A 16136-nucleotide genomic window follows, 5' to 3' on the forward strand; every position below is an offset into this window, starting at 1 on the left:
GTCAGCGGAAACACCCGCGCAGTTCGAGACGCCGGGCACCGCGCCCACGCCGCCCGCAGCACCGCCCGAACCACCGCCCGCGCCACCGCCCCCGGACCGCGCACAGATGATTGTCATGGAAGAACTGCCCAAGCCGGACCTTGGGCCCGTAACCGAGCCCGCGCCGCCGGTGGAAGAACCGGAGAAGCCGGCCACGCCTCCCGTGCCGGCGAATGCGCCTCTGGCTCCCCATGACGCGAGCGGGGAAGGGTGAATCGCGTGAGACTTTGACGCCGTTACGGCGGCGTGTTTGAATATCGCTGCGCTTGCGCGCGCGAGCAGAAACGCTTAATGCGTCTTAGAACGGAGAGCGGCGGATGAGTTCGATTCTGGATGCGCTTCGGAAGGTGGAAGCCGAACGCATGCAAGCAGCCCAGCCCCCGCTGGAAGAGTCCATAACGGACGAAGCCGCGGAGCCGGAAGCGGTCGACGAGACGCCCGCGCCGCGCGAGGCGGTCGTGATGATTACGCGCGGGCGGCTGATCGCTGCGGGCGCGTTTCTGGGCCTCTGTCTTATCCTCGTGCCCGTGACCGTCTTCCATCTTCTCAACCGGTCCGGGGCGCCCGAAACCGGGCCGAAACCGCCTGCCACGGTTGCGGCCGTAGCACAGGCGCCCGCGCCAGCCGCCGCCACGCAGCCGGAACCGCCTCGGGCAATATCGCCGGCGCCGCCAAGCGCGCCCGTGCCGCCCGCCGCGCCGCCGGTCAGCACCCCTGCGCCGGCCCCGCCAGAGACAGTCGCCCCGGTTGCGCCCGTGCCGCCCATCGCGCCGCCGCATCCCGTCGTGACACACGAAGCGCCGCCGGTTTCGAATCCTCCTGATACGGTGAGAACCGAGCCTCCCCCGCTGCCGCCTGCCCCTGTCGAGGCAGCGCGCCCGCCGGAACCGGCGCCAGCGCACGAAACGCCTCCAGAGCCCCCCGCGCCCCCGATCATCGTGGCCCACGCCACCGCGCAGCCCGCGCCGGAACCGCCACCGCCACTGCCTCCCATGCAAGCGGCGCCTGCGCCGCAGCCGGTGGCGCCTCCGCAGCCGGTTGCGCCCGCGGCCCCGCTCCAGGAAGTGGACTACGTTGACGAGCCGCCTGCCTCTCTGACGCCGGTCACGCCGGTAGACCCAAAGACGTTGCCGGAACTGAAAGGTTCGGACCGCGTGCGCCTCGGGCTGGAGAACATGCGCATCAACGTGATCCGGGAAGCGGATGAGAACCGGCCGCACGGCGTGGCGATCATCAACCTGCACAAGGTATTCGTGGGCGAGCGCATCCCGGGCACGAACGCGCGGCTGATCGGTGTCGCGAATTCGGGCATTGCGATTGAAATGGTCGGCGCGGGACAGCGCTACTTTGTGCGCTGGTAACCGCGCCGTTGGACATGAAGCCTTTCGCCGCCGCAAAGGGTGATGGAGGAAACGAGGTCATGAAGCGCATCTTTATTGCACTCCTGGTGCTGGGACTCGTGGCCGGGTTCGGCTGCAGTCAATCGCCGGGCAGCGGCAAAATCCGCATCGCGGTAGTCCCCAAAGCCCTGACACATCAGTTCTGGCTGACCGTGAAGGCCGGGGCCGAAGCCGCGGGCAAGGAACTCGGCGCCGAAGTGATCTGGATGGGCCCGGACAAGGAAACGCAGGTAGACAAGCAGGTGGACATCATTGAGACGATGATCGTGCAGGGCGTGGACGCCCTGGTGATTGCAGCCTGCGACGAAAACGCGCTCAATGGCCCGATTCAGCGCGCGGTCGACGCGGGGATTCCCGTGATTACGATGGACTCGGGCGTAACCTCCGATATTCCGCTGTCATTCGTGGCGACGGACAACATCGCCGGGGCGAGGGCGGCCGCGCGCGAATTGGCCCGGCTTATCGGCGAGCAAGGCGAGGTGGGCCTGATTCCTTTCGTCTACGGGGCAGCCACTTCACAGATGCGCGAGGAAGGTTTCAAGCAGGGCATCCAGGAATTTCCGAATATTCAGCTCGTGGACATTCAATACTGCGAAAGCAATGAAGCCAAGGCGATGAGCGTGACGCAAGACATGCTCACGGCGCACCCGGGCATCCTCGGCATCTTCGCCGCGAATGAGAGCGCCTGCATCGGCGCGGCCCAGGCGTTGAAGACCGTTGGCAAGGCAGGCCAGGTCAAACTGGTCGGATTCGACGCGGCCGACGAAGAGGTGTCGGCGCTGCGCGACGGCACCGTCCAGGCGCTCATCGTGCAGGACCCGTTCAAGATGGGCTACGTGAGCGTGCAGACGGCCATGGCCGCGATCAAGGGCGATTCCGTCGAGAAACGAATCGACACGGGCGTGATGGTGGTTACACCGGAAAACGTGGACACGCCCGAGGTCCAGAGATTGTTGAACCCGCTGTGAAACTCGGCACTTTCGCCGTGAGCACGCCGCAGGCCCGAGCCGTGCGATACCGACGTTGAGGCGCCGCAAGCCGCATGTCCGACACATCCACATCGCCGGGCCGGCGTTTTCCCGTTCTGCTGAAGCAGGCGCTGAAGGCGCTTGTCGCGTTGACCATTCTCGCGCTGCTCTTCCGGCGCTATGACCTCCGGCTGGTGTTCCGGCACGCGGCGCACATCTCGCCGGGCTACCTGGCGCTCGCGTGGCTGTCCGGGTTTCTGGCCATGCTCACCTTTGCGCACATGCAAACCCGCATCTTTCGCCCGCTGGACTGCGGCGCCGGCACGCGTTTGCTTCTCAAGATCCAGTATCAGCAACGTTTCTACGCGCTATTCCTGCCGGGCGGCACGGCTGCGCTTGTCAAGTGGTATAAACTGGCAAAGCCGTCGGGCAAGCCCGGTCTCACGCTCGCGCTCATGGCGTTTATGCGTATCCTCAGCCTTGGCAGCATCGCCGTGATTACCGCCGCGGCTATCCTCGCGGACGCAACGTTCCCCTGGCCGCAGGCGCGCTGGACCACGGCGCTCGTGGCCGCGCTGGTCTTTCTCACACCGCTTTGGCTCTTGTCCGACGCGGCGCGGCCCCTGCGCGCGCGCCTCGAACGTCTGGTACGCCTGCCGCAACGGCTGCGCGACCGGACCGAGGCGCTGGCGGAGTATCCGCGCGCGATTCGCAGCCTGAACAGCCGCGACCTCGTGTTCATCTATCTGCTGTCCGCGGTCAGCCAGGTCTGCTACATCCTTCAACAGGCGTTCTGCGCTTACGCAATCGGTGTCCATCTGGACGTGCTGACGTTCGCGTGGCTGCGGACCGTGGTGGCCTTGTGCAGCAATCTGCCCATCACCGTGGCCGGATTGGGCCTGCGCGAGGTGAGTCTGGTGGCGTTTCTCGCGTATTACCACATCCCCGAAGCGCAGGCGATCGCGTACTCGCTCTTGTTCTTCGCTGCGTTCCCGTTCTTGCGCGGCGTTATCGGCGGGGTTCTCGAGGTTATCGATGCCTGGCGCGCCCCGGCCGCGCGCGCATAGCGCTTGCGCCGCCGCGGAATCAGCCGGCGGCGCGGCCGTTCTTCTTCAACGCCTCCAACTTTGGCTTCAGGAACTGGCCCGTATACGATTCCCGCTTCGCCGCGATGACGTCCGGCGGACCGGCGGCAATCACGCGACCCCCGCCATCGCCCCCCTCCGGACCGAGGTCGATGATCCAGTCGGCGGTCTTGATGACGTCCAGATTGTGTTCGATGACAACTACCGTGTTGCCCAGGTCGACGAGGCGGTGCAGCACGCGCAGCAGTTTGTCGACGTCATAGGCGTGCAGCCCCGTTGTCGGCTCATCGAGCAGGTACAACGTGCGGCCCGTGGCCCGCTTCGCGAGTTCCGTCGCCAGTTTTACGCGCTGCGCTTCGCCGCCGGAGAGCGTGGTCGCCGCCTGACCGAGCTTGATGTAACCGAGGCCAACGTCGTAAAGCGTTTCGAGCTTGCCAAACACGGCGGGGATGTTACGGAAGAACAGGCAGCCGTCCTCGACGGTCATGTCAAGCACTTCCGCTATATTCTTGCCTTTATAGCGGACTTCGAGCGTGTCGCGGTTATACCGCGCGCCGCCGCATTCCTCGCACGGCACGTACACATCGGGCAGGAAGTGCATCTCGATGGTGATCAGTCCGTTCCCTTCGCAGACCTCGCAGCGACCGCCCTTGACGTTGAAGCTGAACCGGCCCGGCTTGTAGCCCCGGGTCCGCGCTTCCGGGGTCTTGCTGAACAACTCGCGGATGGGCGCGAAAAGCCCGGTATATGTCGCGGGATTCGACCTCGGCGTGCGGCCGATGGGCGACTGGTCGATGTCGATGATCTTGTCGATGTGCTCGAGCCCCTCGATCGACTTGTGCGCGCCCGGACGATGCCGCGGCGCGTCGTACAGCGACCGCATGACCGCGGGATACAGCGTTTCATTGACCAGGCTCGACTTGCCCGAACCCGACACGCCCGTGACGCAGATGAACAACCCCAGCGGGAACGTCACGTCGATGTTCTTCAAGTTGTTGTGCCGGGCGCCGCGCACCACGAGCGCCGCGCCGCCGCGCTTGCGCTTCTGTTCCGGGCAATGGATGCGGAACGCGCCCGACAAGAACTGGCCGGTCAGCGACTGCTTGTTGCGCATGATGTCGCGCGGCGTGCCCTGCGCGACGATCTTGCCGCCGTGTGCGCCCGCGCCAGGCCCGAGGTCGATCACGTGGTCCGCCTCGATGATCGTTTCTTCGTCATGCTCGACCACGATTACCGTGTTGCCGAGGTCGCGAAGCCGTTCGAGCGTGGCGATCAGTTTCCGGTTATCCCGCTGATGCAGTCCGATACTCGGTTCGTCGAGTATGTAGAGCACGCCGACGAGACCGCTCCCGATTTGCGTGGCCAGCCGGATACGCTGGGACTCGCCGCCGGAGAGCGTGCCCGCTTCACGGTCCAGCGTCAGGTAATCGAGACCCACGCTCACGAGGAATCCCAGCCGCTCCCGAATCTCCTTGATGATGCGTTCCGCAATGATCTTTTGCGCCTTCGTCAGTTTCAGCGCGCCGACGTAATCGAGCGCCTGATTGATGGACATGCCGGTCACGTCGAGGATGGTTCTGCCGTCTACGCGCACCGCCCGCGACTCGGGCCGCAGCCGCGCGCCGTTGCACTCGGGGCACGGATGAGCCGCCATGAACTGGCCGATCAATTCCCGCGCCGCGTTTGAATCGGTTTCGCGGTAGCGCCGTTCAAGATTCGGGATGACACCTTCGAAGGTGCGCGTGGTTTCATACGTGCGCTGCGCGTTCGAGAACGAGAAATCGATTTCCTCGTCGCCCGAACCGTAGAGGACAATCCGGCGGAACTCCTCCGGCAGCCTCTTCCAGGGCTTGAATGCATCCTGCTTATAGTGGCGGCACACCGACTGCAGCGCGCGCCGGTACATGCCGTCAAGCACGCGATGCATGCTCCAGGGTCTGACCGCGCCGTCCGCAATCGAGAGACTCGTGTCCGGCACCGCGAGGTCGGGGTCCACTTCGAGGACCGAACCGAGGCCTGTGCAGCGCGGGCATGCGCCGTGCGGATTGTTGAAGGAAAACATGCGCGGCGCCAGTTCCTCGACCGCAATCCCGCATTCGACGCACGCGAGATGCTCGCTCTGGAGTATTTCCTTGGCCTCGCCTCCGGGCGCTTCCCACCAGATGCGGATCAGGCCGTTGCCCAGTTTCAGAGACGCCTCCACCGAATCCGTGAGCCTCTTTCGGACATCTTCCTTCACGACGATCCGGTCCACCACCACGTCGATATCGTGTTTCACGTACCGTTCGAGCGGGATATCGTCGTCCACATGGTGAAATGCGCCGTCTACGCGCACGCGCACAAACCCCTGCCGCTTGATGTCCTCAAACACCTTCTGGTAGGTGCCCTTGCGCTGGCGCACCAGCGGGGCAAGCAGTTGCACGCGAGCCCCCCCGGGCAGGGCGAGCACCGTATCCACGATCTTCTGCGGCGTCTGCGATTCAATGACACGGCCGCACTGGTAGCAGTGCGGCGTGCCGACGCGCGCGAAGAGCAGCCGCAGATAATCGTAGATTTCCGTTACCGTGCCCACGGTCGAACGCGGGTTCCGGTGCGTGGTCTTCTGCTCGATCGAGATGGCCGGACTGAGCCCTTCTATGAGGTCCAGGTCCGGTTTGTCCATCTGTTCGAGGAACTGGCGGGCATAGGCGGAGAGGCTTTCGACGTAGCGGCGCTGCCCCTCCGCGTAGATCGTGTCAAAGGCCAGGCTGGATTTGCCCGAGCCGCTCAACCCCGTGATCACGACCAACCTGTCGCGCGGTATGTCGAGCGTCAGATTGTCCAGATTATGTTCACGCGCGCCCTTGATGTGAATCACATTGCGCGCGGCGCGGGTTCTTGAGGCCATGCATGGGATTCCTGAGAAATGTGCAGAGAAACAAGTATGGTATCCCTTCCCCGCGGAAAGCCGCAACCGCACGCTGGTTTTTCAGTCGAGCGCCCGGATTTCCTCCAGAAGCCGCAACGTGCGCTGCGCCAGGTCGGCACAGCATTCGTCAATCTGGAGGCCTTCCCCCTCGCGCAGCCGCAGACGCAGGTGCGTCAATTCCCGGGCAACCGAAAGCACTTTCAGGCCGAAATCGCGCGCCACGCCGGCCTTGCCGCGACCGAGCAAGCGGCATAGGGCACCGTCGCATCCGCAAACGGCGGCGCTGATTTGAATCAACCGGCCGCGTGGCCCGATAACGTGCGGGGCTTCATAAAGGATATCGATGAGCTGGTTGCGCGCCTTGCGCGTCTTGCGAATGTCTTGCAGCGGGTCGCCCATGCCGACCTCCTGCATCAGCCGCTGAACCGGCGTCACGGGCAAGTCGTACCGGCGCGCAAGACCGAGGTCAACGGCGATCTGCCGGCTGTCGTCTTCAATGATGCGCTGGGCGATCTCGCCGCTCAGCCGTTCACAGACCTCAGGCGCCGCAGAGAGAATGACGCGGCCCTGTCCCGGCAGCATTTCGACATGGCGCCGATGCGGCATGGGTCCCCAGACGCGTTCCCGGACAAAATCCGTTACGTCATAGAGGCTAAGCCCGCGTTTTTCCTCGAAATAGAGGTTTGTGGGGCTCACATCGACGATATCGTTGCTGACGATGTAGTAGAGGCTGTAGTCGGGCCCGCAGAGGATGGTGTGCGTCAGCGGGTCCACTTCCTTGGGCCGAATCGCGCGCAGGCCCGTTTCCCACGTGACATGGAAATCGATGTTTCCCTCTTCGCTGGGCGAAGCGTTCAGCAACAGCGGCGAAAGGGCGCCCACGCGCTCAACACGCAGGCCGAGTTCGTCCCAGATGTCGCTGAAGGTCAGGAAAGGCCCCGTGAGCGAGCGCTGGCACGGGCCGTCAATCCAGATGGGGTCATTGTGATAGGCGAAAGCGAACCAGCCGCGCGCGCCGTGCGCCAAGGCGAGATTGAGCATGAGGCGGATTTCCGGGCATGTGTACCACTCGGGCGTTTCCGTCGCATACGTGAAGGCAGGCGCGATCACCCAGAGTTGCTGCACCCCGCCCAGCGGCAGATGCGTGCGCACGAGTTCGCCCAGGTCCCACGCGGAGTGCGACTTGAAATGCGATATGCCCATGGCAGGCAGAAACGGCGCAAAAAGCGGAAAGGAATCCGCATGGCGCATGATTGCCGTCAGGGGATGATTGGGGTCCGCCTCCTCGAACAGGGGCCGCGCGTCCAAGTGGGCCTGGAACGTGTGCTCCGGCGGCTCGTCGCAAATGCCCCACGCAAACAGCGCGGGCGAATTCGCATAGGGCCGCACGTATGTGTCGATCCAGCCGCGGCCCCTTTCCCGAAACTCTTCTACGGGCCAGTTGTGTTCGGCCACGACCTTGATGTGGAAGGATTCCGCGAGTTGGAGAAGTTCCCGCCACTCCTGCGGCGAGAATTGCTCCGCCTCTTCCACCGCAATGCAGTTGTGGTAGTGCCGGACCATGTCCTCCATGGCAAGGCGCCAGTAATCGCGCAGCGAAACCTCCATAAGTTCCGCCATGCGCTTGGCCGTGCCTGCCTTCAGGCAGGAGCCATAGGGCATGAACGTCTTCAATTGCGGATAACGCCGCATGGCGCGCAGCGGCTCCAGGCGCGCCTCGTCTGCCCGGCATGTTTCCTCCTCAAGCGGGGTCATCGCGCGAAATACGATCGACCGAACCTCCATGGCCTCGGTGCTGCGCGCCGTCGAGAACAGGCGCAGCGTCAGGCTGTCGACGTAATGGGGGAAACCAAAATGCGGGATAAGCCGCGCGATGGTGCGCCAACCGCTCGAATAGCGCAGCCCGTCCACGTGTTCGCCGCCGGGATAGGTCCAAAGCCATGCGGGCCGAGCATGCTCGGTGAGACAGCGGTACGTGATTTCGGCGATGGGGAAATGCCGCACATTGACGGGGAAACGGTTATCGCGCCAGTTCCGGCTGCTCAATGCGACCCAGAAGCTGGGATCCTCGGGGTCGAGGTTGTCGATGCGCCGCACGCTCTCGAACCGTCCCTCGAGACGTATCGCGTCTCCGAGCCGCTCGGCATGAACCGGGACCTGCTGCCATTCCTTCTCCGTCGGGCGGTCCGTGAGACTCCACTGCGACAGGTCCTTCGCGTCCAAGACGATGCGCTCCGTCTCGCGCGCGGCCTCGGCGTCCGGCGCGTCCAGCAGCGTGCTCAGATATCCGGAATACTCGTATGACATGGCCATCCCATTGTTAGCGTTCATGGCGGCTCCGCGGTCGGGGCGCGCCTGCGCCGTCAAGGAGCAACCCGCTTTCGACACGATATGCCAAGTCGCGGTTCCCGCGCAATAGGTAAGCCACGTTGCGCCAGACGCGGGTTTGATTGCCGATGCCGTTTCCCATAATCATACGGGCCACGGGTACGGGAAACGCAGCCCAATCGGGAGAACGTGAAGTGAAAGTCGATGATTTCGCCTACAAGGTGTCCTCGCGCACCATGGAGCTGCTCTCGGAACTGCACCATTACAAGATCCCCGACGAGTTGAAGAAGGAAGTCACCGCGCGTCTGATGCAGGAACTGAATGAAATCCTGAAGAGCCTGAAGTGAACGCAGCCCGCCACGGGCGGCAGGCCATGGGCGTGGTACGCGGCCGGGCCGCAATGGGATGGGAGTCTGGATGCGTCTTGTTCGCCGCCGCCCAGCCGCGCGTCGGCCCTTTCGTCAAGACCGTGCGGAGAAACGGAGTGAATCACCACCCCCTTGTGCAGGAATTCGGCCCCTCAACCACGGACCCGTGCGGTAACGCACCGGGCGAGCTTGGCAGCGCCGTCGCCCCGGACCGGGCCGCCGGCGGCGCACAGGCGGTGTACGGCAACGGACTCGCCTTTACCTGAGCGGAGTGGCGCCGCCAACCGGGAGCGCCTCCTTCGCCGCCAGCGGGAATTGGACCAGCAACTCACGCAGCGCGGACGCCATGGCCTCGGGATACGCCGCAGGGTCGTCCACGTGAAAGGTGAGCAGTCTTGTCTTCTCGCCGTCACCATCGGGCCGTGTGGAACCGTCGGGCCCCAGCGCCACCGAGACCGGGCCAAAAGAACACGCGGGCGTCGCGCGGCCCGCCGCATGCAAGAGAGGCCCCGTGCACCACATGTTCCGCTCCTGCGGCCAGAATTGCGAGACCGCGCCGGCATCCGGTTCGCGATTCAGATACGCCAGCGGATCGCCCGTCGCCGCATCCGCCTGTGTCAGCATATAGAGAACGAAATTCCGCACCGGTTTCGGTACGGCGCCCAACAGGTCCGCATGCCGGAACTTCCAGTATGTCGCGTATCCCGCATCGCCGAAACAGGGCGCCCAGTAGACCGGAAGCCCGCTGCGCAGAATCCGGACATACGCATGCGGGTCCAATGTCACGTTCCATTCCATCTCCTTGCCGTACCAGCCCGCATTCACGTAGATGCGGCCCGCTTTACCCCGGAAGAGACCCGGCTCCCGGTTATAGGCGGCGGCTACGTCGCGCAGACTTCCCGTGATGAACATGGTGACCGGCGAGGCGGCTTCGCGCAGCACGTCCAGGATCAGCCATACACCGTCCTGGCACGCGTGCCGCTGGTCCTCGGCGGTATCTTCCGGGTGCCGCAGCGGCGCGTCCAGACCCACCGCAAACGGCACGGTCCTGCCGGTCATGTGCATGACCTGCCGCAGCGCCGCCAGCGCGGGCCGGTCCTTGCCGCGCGGTCCGGCGTCTATGACGATGCCCCGGATGTCAAATTCCGGAATCGCAAAGAGCGTCAACAGGTCAAAGTGGTCGTCGGGGTCGTCCGCCGGATGGTACAGGTCCGTCGTGTAGAGGATGGGCACGGAAGGCGCATCGGAAGCCCAAATATGCGCGCCGCTTGCGACCAACGAACCCACAGCCAGCGCAATAAGCATTCGCCTCATGGCAACTCACCGCTCCCTTGTTTTGCGCGCCATCTGGTCGCCTCAAACATGCGCGCGCCGCGTTCCGCGCGCGGTCCTGTTCTCCCGGCCCCTCAACTTGATTGCATCCTTGAAAAGAGACCTTGGGATTCCCTCACGCCCTTCCTTCCTGCAACAACGACAAGAAAGATTCCGCGTCTTCCGCACACCCCAGCGCCGCCGCGGACTGCCGCAGATTGTCCCGGGCCTCGGCGTAGTCCGGGTCGCACTTCAACGCGCGCAGGAACTGCTTGTAGGCGCGCCCTGCATCGCCCGCCTGCCACAACGCCACGCCGAGGTCGTTGTAGTGCTGCGCCTCGTGCGGCGCAAGCTGGACAGCGTCCTTGAACAGGCGCACCGCATCGTTGAAATCGCCGCGCGCGAGCGCCTCGCGCGCGCACCGGTTGACGCGAAGCGCCTGCTGCACCGCGTCCACTCGTTCGCCGGAACGCAACGCCCACTTGGCCTCGAACCGCCGCCGGTTCTCCTCCATGAGCGAGCGCCAATCGTCCTCAACAATGCCCATGCCGAGAAACGTGCGGCCGCCGTAATGGAAGACGAAGCTGTCTTCCGCGACGCAGAGGCGCCAACCCGCGCGCAGGACGCGCGCGCAGTAGTCGTCGTCCTCGTAATTGCCGATGCCGAACGATTCGTCCAGGCCGCCCACCTGCCCAAGGACACGGTCGCGGATGAGCAGGCAGAAGCCGACAAGGCGGGCTACGTCGCGCACGCGGCCCGCGTGCGCCGCCGCGCGCTCGTTCGCGAATGCGTTAATCTCGACCACGCTCGTGAACGAGAGCCCGCCGATTTGCTGGCTGCCCGACACGCAATTGCTGTACGGCCCCACCATGCCGATGTCGTCCGCGCTGAGCAGCGCCCGCATCAGCCTGCCGAGCCAGGCTTGCGGCACGATGGTATCGCTGTTCAGCAAGAGCACATGCCCTTGCGCGTGCTCGAGGCCGCGGTTCACGCCCGCGGCAAAGCCCAGGTTGCGGCCCGTGTGCACGACCGTCGCGCCGGGCACTTCGTCGAAGTACTCGGAGACGCCGTCGGTCGAGCCGTTATCGACCAGAATAAGCTTATAGGGCGTGTCCGTGTGCAGCAGGAGCGACTGGACGCACTGGCGGCAATAATCGAGTTGGTTGTAGGCGGGTATGATGATGGAAATGGCCGTGTTCATGGCCGTTGCCCGCGGTTTGCAGCCATCATTCCAGTTTCTCGCCCGGCCTGGGCCGGCACCACGGCGCGGGCCAGAACCACGGCAGGGGCGCGCGCAGGAACGCGCCCTGAATGGTGAGCGTGCCTTGGCCCGTCGCAACCTTCACGAAACCCCGGTGCTGCAGGACGGTGCCCGGCTCGGCGTCGACAGGCCTGCTGTTCGCCTTCGCCCGCAGCAAGAAGACGGTCTTGCCGCGGAACCGGAATCTCGGCGCGGGAAACGGCGCCAGCGCGCGGATCTGCCGGTCGATTTTGGATGCCGCGCGCGTCCAATCGATCCATGCGTCCCCCACCGACGGGTTCTTCTCGTAGGTGGCCGCGTCCGGTTCCTGCGGCACGCCGCGCAGCCCTTCACGCTCGATACGGTCCACGAGCGGCACGATCCGCTCCGCCGCGTGCTCGCAGCAGCGCCGGTAGATCGTGAACACCGTGTCTGAAGGCCGGATGGTGAAGCGCGCCTGATCGAGCACATCTCCCGTGTCGATGCCGCGGTCCATCACGTGAAACGTCACGCCCGTTTCGTCATCGTCCGAGAGCAGCACGGCCGCGAACGGATTGGGTCCGCGATGCCTTGGCAACAATGCGGAATGACAATTGACGCAGCCGATTCGCGGCAATTCGAGCACCTGTCGCTTCAGGATGATGCCGAACCCGCCGACCAGCAGCAGATCGATACTCAGGGCGCGCAGCGGCGCCAGCTCTTCCTCGGTCAGTTTGTCGATCCAGATGAGGGGCAGCCCCAGCCTGCGCGCATGCCCGGGCATGCTGAATGGCGCGCCAAAGAGCCGCGCCAGCCGTGGCTGCACCACGCGGTTCAGGCCGCGCGTCTTGCGCCCATCCTGCACAATGGCCACCACCTCGTGCCGCGACCGCAATAACGGTTCCAGAAGGCTGACGCCGAGCCGGCCGCCGCCTGCAATCGCGATGCGCAACATTCAGAACCCCTTCTTCGAGTCGAGCAGAATCGTCACCGGCCCGTCGTTCACGAGCCGCACCCGCATGTGCGCGCCGAATTCGCCCGTGGCCACGGTAAAACCCGCGCCGCGCAACCGTCGCACGACCGCTTCGTACATCGGGACCGCCTTTTCGGGCCGCGCCGCGTCGCTGAATGACGGGCGTCGCCCGCGGCGGCAGTCCCCGTGCAACGTGAACTGCGACACAACGAGCAAGCTCCCGCCTGCGTCGCCGACAGACAGGTTGAACTTGCCGTCCGCGTCGTTGAAGATGCGCAGCCCGGCGATCTTGTCCACCATGTAGGCGACGTCCTGGTCCTCGTCGTCCTTGTCGACACTGAGCAGGACCAGCAAACCCGCGCCGATTTCGCCGACGGTGCGTCCTTCGACGCTGACCGCCGCCTCCGCGACGCGTTGTATAACTCCGCGCATGTGCATTCCCCGGTATTTCGCAAGCCCGAGTCTAGCAAGGCGCAAGCCGCAAACCCAACTGTTGCCCCGCGGGCATTGCCGCGTGCCGCGGCTCGGGCTATACTGCCCTCATACGCCGCATGTATAAGGAGACCGCACGCCGTGAGCAGCAGTGTGTCACAATTGTTCCAGGCAAACGCCGGCCGAGCTTCGCTAAGGGGTCACGCGCGGGACAGGCGGTTCTCCCATAAGACCATGGCGGGCTCGCACCGCGGAAACGATGCCGAGGTATTACGTGCAGCACGAACGCATCCATGAGGACATGCGGTATCTGGCTGGGCAACTACTCCACCGCGGCGCTCTGACCGAACAGGAACGGCAGGCCGCAGTGTACATCCGTGACCGGTTCCGCTCGTACACGCCCGACGTGGAGATGGATGAGTTCAAGGCTATCGAGAACCCTTTCTACTTGTTCGCGTCGTATTACGCCGAGTTCCTCGTCGTGACCATCATCGCCGTCTGGTGGCCGCGCGTGGGCCTGTGTTACGGGGCGTGCGTGTTTCTTGCCTATATCGCCGAGTTCATGGGGTTCCCGCTTTTCTCGCGCTTCTTACCCCATTTCCAATCTCAGAATGTCATCGCGCGGTTTCTGGCGGCTGAGCCTCGGTCCCTGTTCGTTGTGACTGCCCATTACGATAGCGGGCGCGCGTCTCCCGTGTCGCGCCCCGCGATAACCCTATGGCTGCGCCCGCTGCATTTGGCAGTGATCGTTTCCATGCTTGCCATCCTGGCAACCTGCGCCATCCAGGCGTTGGGGGTCTTTGCGGATGCGGCGATCCCCATGCATCTGGCCGTGCGCTGGGGCGCGGTGGGACTGCTTCTGTCGGCGGCGGCCGCGCTGTTCCACACGTCCATGTCCGGCGAGGAAATCCGCGGCGCCAACTGCAACGCCTCGGGTGTGGCCGCGCTGCTGCGCCTTGCCGAACGTTACGCCGCCGAACCGCCCGATACCGCGGACGTCTGGCTCGTCGCGACGGGCGGGCACGAATCCTGGATGGCGGGCATGCGCCACCTGCTGACGTCGCACAGCCTCGACAAGAGCCGCGTGTTTATCCTGAATATTGAGGGCGTCGGCGCGGGCGGGCTGCATTACCTTACCGAGGAAGGCATGTTGCGCATGGGCCCGAGCGCTCAGCCCATGATTGAAGCGGCCGGGAACGTGCGCGACGCGTTCGACGCGCGCCCGGGAACGTTGCGCGCCGTGCCCTCCGCCGCGCACATGGCGATCGCGCGCGGTTATCAGGCCATGACGGTCATGGGGCTTGATGAAACGGGCCTCCCCCCCCATTGGAACTGGCTCACCGACGTGCTCACGGCCGTGGACGACGCGGCCATAGCGAACGCGTCCGATTTCTGCGAGGCGCTGCTGCGCCGGCTGGAGCGCCAACTCGCCTGACGGCGCGCCGCCCTACGGCATGTCCTCAGGCCGGTCCCCGCGCGGCCGTCTCTCGCGATCTCCGCCGCCTCTCGGCCCCCCGGGGCCGCCATCGCGCCCGTCGCGGCCCCAGCGCGGCGGGAGGGTCCATTCCTCGGGAACGCCCGGCGTCTTGTACCACTGGATACGAGGGGTCATCGTGCCGAAATTTTCGACCCGGCCACCGCGCAGCCGGCCGATCGCCACGCCGTCCGCGTTGTAAATCTCCGCTTCAAAGCGGTAGACGCTGTCTTGCCGGCCGGGGCCATCCCTGCGTTCCCGTTCCTCCGGGGCCGGCCGGTTCTCTCCGCCTTCCTCGGGTCTGCGCCGCTCGCGCCAGCGGTCGTCCTCAACGCGCGTGACTGCCGTGACGTGACCACCGCGCTGGGCAATCTCGTCCAGGCTGTTCAGCGTTTGCAGCAGTTGCCGTTCTTCTTCGGACGGCCCGCATCCTTCCGGAAAGAACCGGACACCGACCAGGAACGCGCTGACCGCGATGACCAGCAAGGATACGGTGACTTTGACCTTGTCCCGGCGCGCAAGCATGCCGCTTTCCTTTCGCTTACGACCGCGTGCGGTCCAACAAGGTGCCCAGGAACAACGCCAGCCCTTCGTTCACGGGCGGCGCGCCGGGATACCGGATGAAGTCCACATGGCCGTCCATATACAACACGTTCGACCCGCCCGGGATATGATTGAAATACTTGATGTTCTTCGAGATGGTGTCGAACATGACCCAAACCGTGCTCTGCGCCTGCGCACTCGCGGCCGGATTATTCACATCGGTGATCAGAAAGCGCTCGACCCCCTCCCGGAACCGGTATATCGTGTTGCCGGACCCGTTCCCCATGGCCACCCCGTCGTACGGGCTGACCGACTTGTCGCCGTCCACCACTCGGAAACTTGCCGCCAGCGTCGAATCATCCTCGCTCAGGCCGGCCCGCGCCGCAATGACCTCCGCCACCGCCGTGGTAAACAGGCTGATGAACTGATACGGGCCAGACCCGGACGGGTCGTCCAGGATCAGGCTGTGAGGCAGTCCCGGCATAATCGAGAAGATCGTCTGCAGGTCGATTTGCGGGAAAGCGTCGCCGCATTTGTCCAGCACCCAGCCCATATAGGCGTAGCTCATATCCACGTCGTCGGCGTCCTGCGCGATCGTAAACGCGCCCGTTGCCGGGTCGCGCAGGTCGTCGATGGAACTGTTGAGGTCCGAGGGACACAGGAGAATAGACGGGTCGGTCATGTATTCGGGGTAAATCGTGCGCACCATCGGCCCGACCGCGATTTCCGCGCGCCGCATCGAATACGCCTCGAACTGCATCGGCGGGAACCGTTCCCCCCGGTCTTCCGAGGAATACATCTTGAAGATCAGGCCGAACTCCTTGAGATTGTTCTGGCAACTGGCGCGCCGCGCCGCCTCGCGCGCCCGCGCCAGCGCGGGCAGGAGAATGGCCGCCAATATGCCGATAATGGCAATCACCACCAGCAACTCGATGAGCGTGAACCCAGCGTATTTCGCTTTCATGGCGAAGCTCCTGTGTCGCGGCTGAAAATCAGCCACACCCGCTCCCGCCGGTGATGGCCGTAATGCGATTTCGCCCTCTCTTTGGCGGTCATTGGACCAGCCGCTCCCGGCGAGGGTTTCCAGT

At 64.8% G+C, this 16136-nt stretch carries 15 protein-coding genes; 7 read left to right on the forward strand and 8 right to left on the reverse strand.

What is annotated here, in order from left to right:
* The 4 genes from KA184_05880 to KA184_05895 form a co-directional block, all read left to right on the forward strand.
* Positions 1 to 253: hypothetical protein (locus KA184_05880; GenBank protein MBP8129092.1), on the forward strand; the 253-nt coding region annotated here is incomplete at its 5' end.
* Positions 254 to 356: 103 nt separating this feature from the next.
* Complete coding sequence (locus KA184_05885; protein ID MBP8129093.1) at positions 357 to 1400, forward strand: hypothetical protein; 1044 nt, start codon at positions 357 to 359, stop codon at positions 1398 to 1400.
* Positions 1401 to 1459: 59 nt separating this feature from the next.
* Positions 1460 to 2407 carry a substrate-binding domain-containing protein gene (locus KA184_05890; GenBank protein MBP8129094.1) on the forward strand — a complete coding sequence of 316 codons (948 nt, stop codon included), beginning with the start codon at positions 1460 to 1462 and terminating at the stop codon, positions 2405 to 2407.
* Between the two features lie 74 nt (positions 2408 to 2481).
* Positions 2482 to 3474 (forward strand): flippase-like domain-containing protein, encoded by a 993-nt coding sequence (locus tag KA184_05895; GenBank protein MBP8129095.1) that lies wholly within the window; start codon positions 2482 to 2484, stop codon positions 3472 to 3474.
* Positions 3475 to 3493: 19 nt separating this feature from the next.
* Here the strand turns inward: KA184_05895 and uvrA are convergent, their stop codons facing one another.
* Entirely contained in the window at positions 3494 to 6379 is a 2886-nt protein-coding gene (gene uvrA / locus KA184_05900; GenBank protein MBP8129096.1) for an excinuclease ABC subunit UvrA, read from the reverse strand.
* 81 nt (positions 6380 to 6460) lie between these two features.
* Positions 6461 to 8731: a hypothetical protein gene (locus tag KA184_05905; GenBank protein MBP8129097.1), complete on the reverse strand. Its 2271-nt coding sequence runs from the start codon at positions 8729 to 8731 to the stop codon at positions 6461 to 6463.
* A 191-nt stretch (positions 8732 to 8922) separates the two neighbouring features.
* Here KA184_05905 and KA184_05910 point away from each other — a divergent pair, with 191 nt between their 5' ends.
* Together KA184_05910 and KA184_05915 are read left to right on the forward strand one after the other, a co-directional pair.
* Positions 8923 to 9075, forward strand: a complete 153-nt coding sequence (locus tag KA184_05910; GenBank protein MBP8129098.1) for a hypothetical protein — start codon at positions 8923 to 8925, stop codon at positions 9073 to 9075.
* Between the two features lie 137 nt (positions 9076 to 9212).
* Positions 9213 to 9362 (forward strand): hypothetical protein, encoded by a 150-nt coding sequence (locus KA184_05915; GenBank protein ID MBP8129099.1) that lies wholly within the window; start codon positions 9213 to 9215, stop codon positions 9360 to 9362.
* Here the strand turns inward: KA184_05915 and KA184_05920 are convergent.
* The 4 genes from KA184_05920 to dtd form a co-directional block, all read right to left on the reverse strand.
* The gene (locus KA184_05920; GenBank protein ID MBP8129100.1) at positions 9355 to 10410 is read right to left on the reverse strand and encodes a nucleoside hydrolase; all 1056 of its coding nucleotides are present in this window, start codon (positions 10408 to 10410) and stop codon (positions 9355 to 9357) included. The two genes, KA184_05915 and KA184_05920, sit on opposite strands and share 8 nt — an antisense overlap.
* A gap of 133 nt (positions 10411 to 10543) precedes the next feature.
* The gene (locus KA184_05925; protein ID MBP8129101.1) at positions 10544 to 11608 is read right to left on the reverse strand and encodes a glycosyltransferase; all 1065 of its coding nucleotides are present in this window, start codon (positions 11606 to 11608) and stop codon (positions 10544 to 10546) included.
* 25 nt (positions 11609 to 11633) lie between these two features.
* A complete protein-coding gene (locus KA184_05930; GenBank protein MBP8129102.1) occupies positions 11634 to 12581 on the reverse strand; it encodes a methionyl-tRNA formyltransferase in 948 nt (315 codons plus the stop codon).
* Positions 12582 to 13031 carry a D-tyrosyl-tRNA(Tyr) deacylase gene (dtd, locus tag KA184_05935; protein MBP8129103.1) on the reverse strand — a complete coding sequence of 150 codons (450 nt, stop codon included), beginning with the start codon at positions 13029 to 13031 and terminating at the stop codon, positions 12582 to 12584.
* A gap of 259 nt (positions 13032 to 13290) precedes the next feature.
* Between dtd and KA184_05940 the strand changes: the two genes are divergently transcribed.
* Complete coding sequence (locus tag KA184_05940) at positions 13291 to 14466, forward strand: M28 family peptidase (GenBank protein MBP8129104.1); 1176 nt, start codon at positions 13291 to 13293, stop codon at positions 14464 to 14466.
* A 12-nt stretch (positions 14467 to 14478) separates the two neighbouring features.
* Here KA184_05940 and KA184_05945 read toward each other — a convergent pair whose 3' ends face one another.
* On the reverse strand, positions 14479 to 15030 hold the full coding sequence (locus KA184_05945; protein ID MBP8129105.1) for a hypothetical protein: 552 nt from the start codon (positions 15028 to 15030) through the stop codon (positions 14479 to 14481).
* A 16-nt stretch (positions 15031 to 15046) separates the two neighbouring features.
* Positions 15047 to 16012 carry a DUF1559 domain-containing protein gene (locus tag KA184_05950; GenBank protein ID MBP8129106.1) on the reverse strand — a complete coding sequence of 322 codons (966 nt, stop codon included), beginning with the start codon at positions 16010 to 16012 and terminating at the stop codon, positions 15047 to 15049.
* Between the last annotated feature and the right edge of the window lie 124 nt (positions 16013 to 16136).

This window comes from Candidatus Hydrogenedentota bacterium (genome assembly GCA_018005585.1).
In the GTDB taxonomy this organism is placed as follows: domain Bacteria; phylum Hydrogenedentota; class Hydrogenedentia; order Hydrogenedentales; family JAGMZX01; genus JAGMZX01.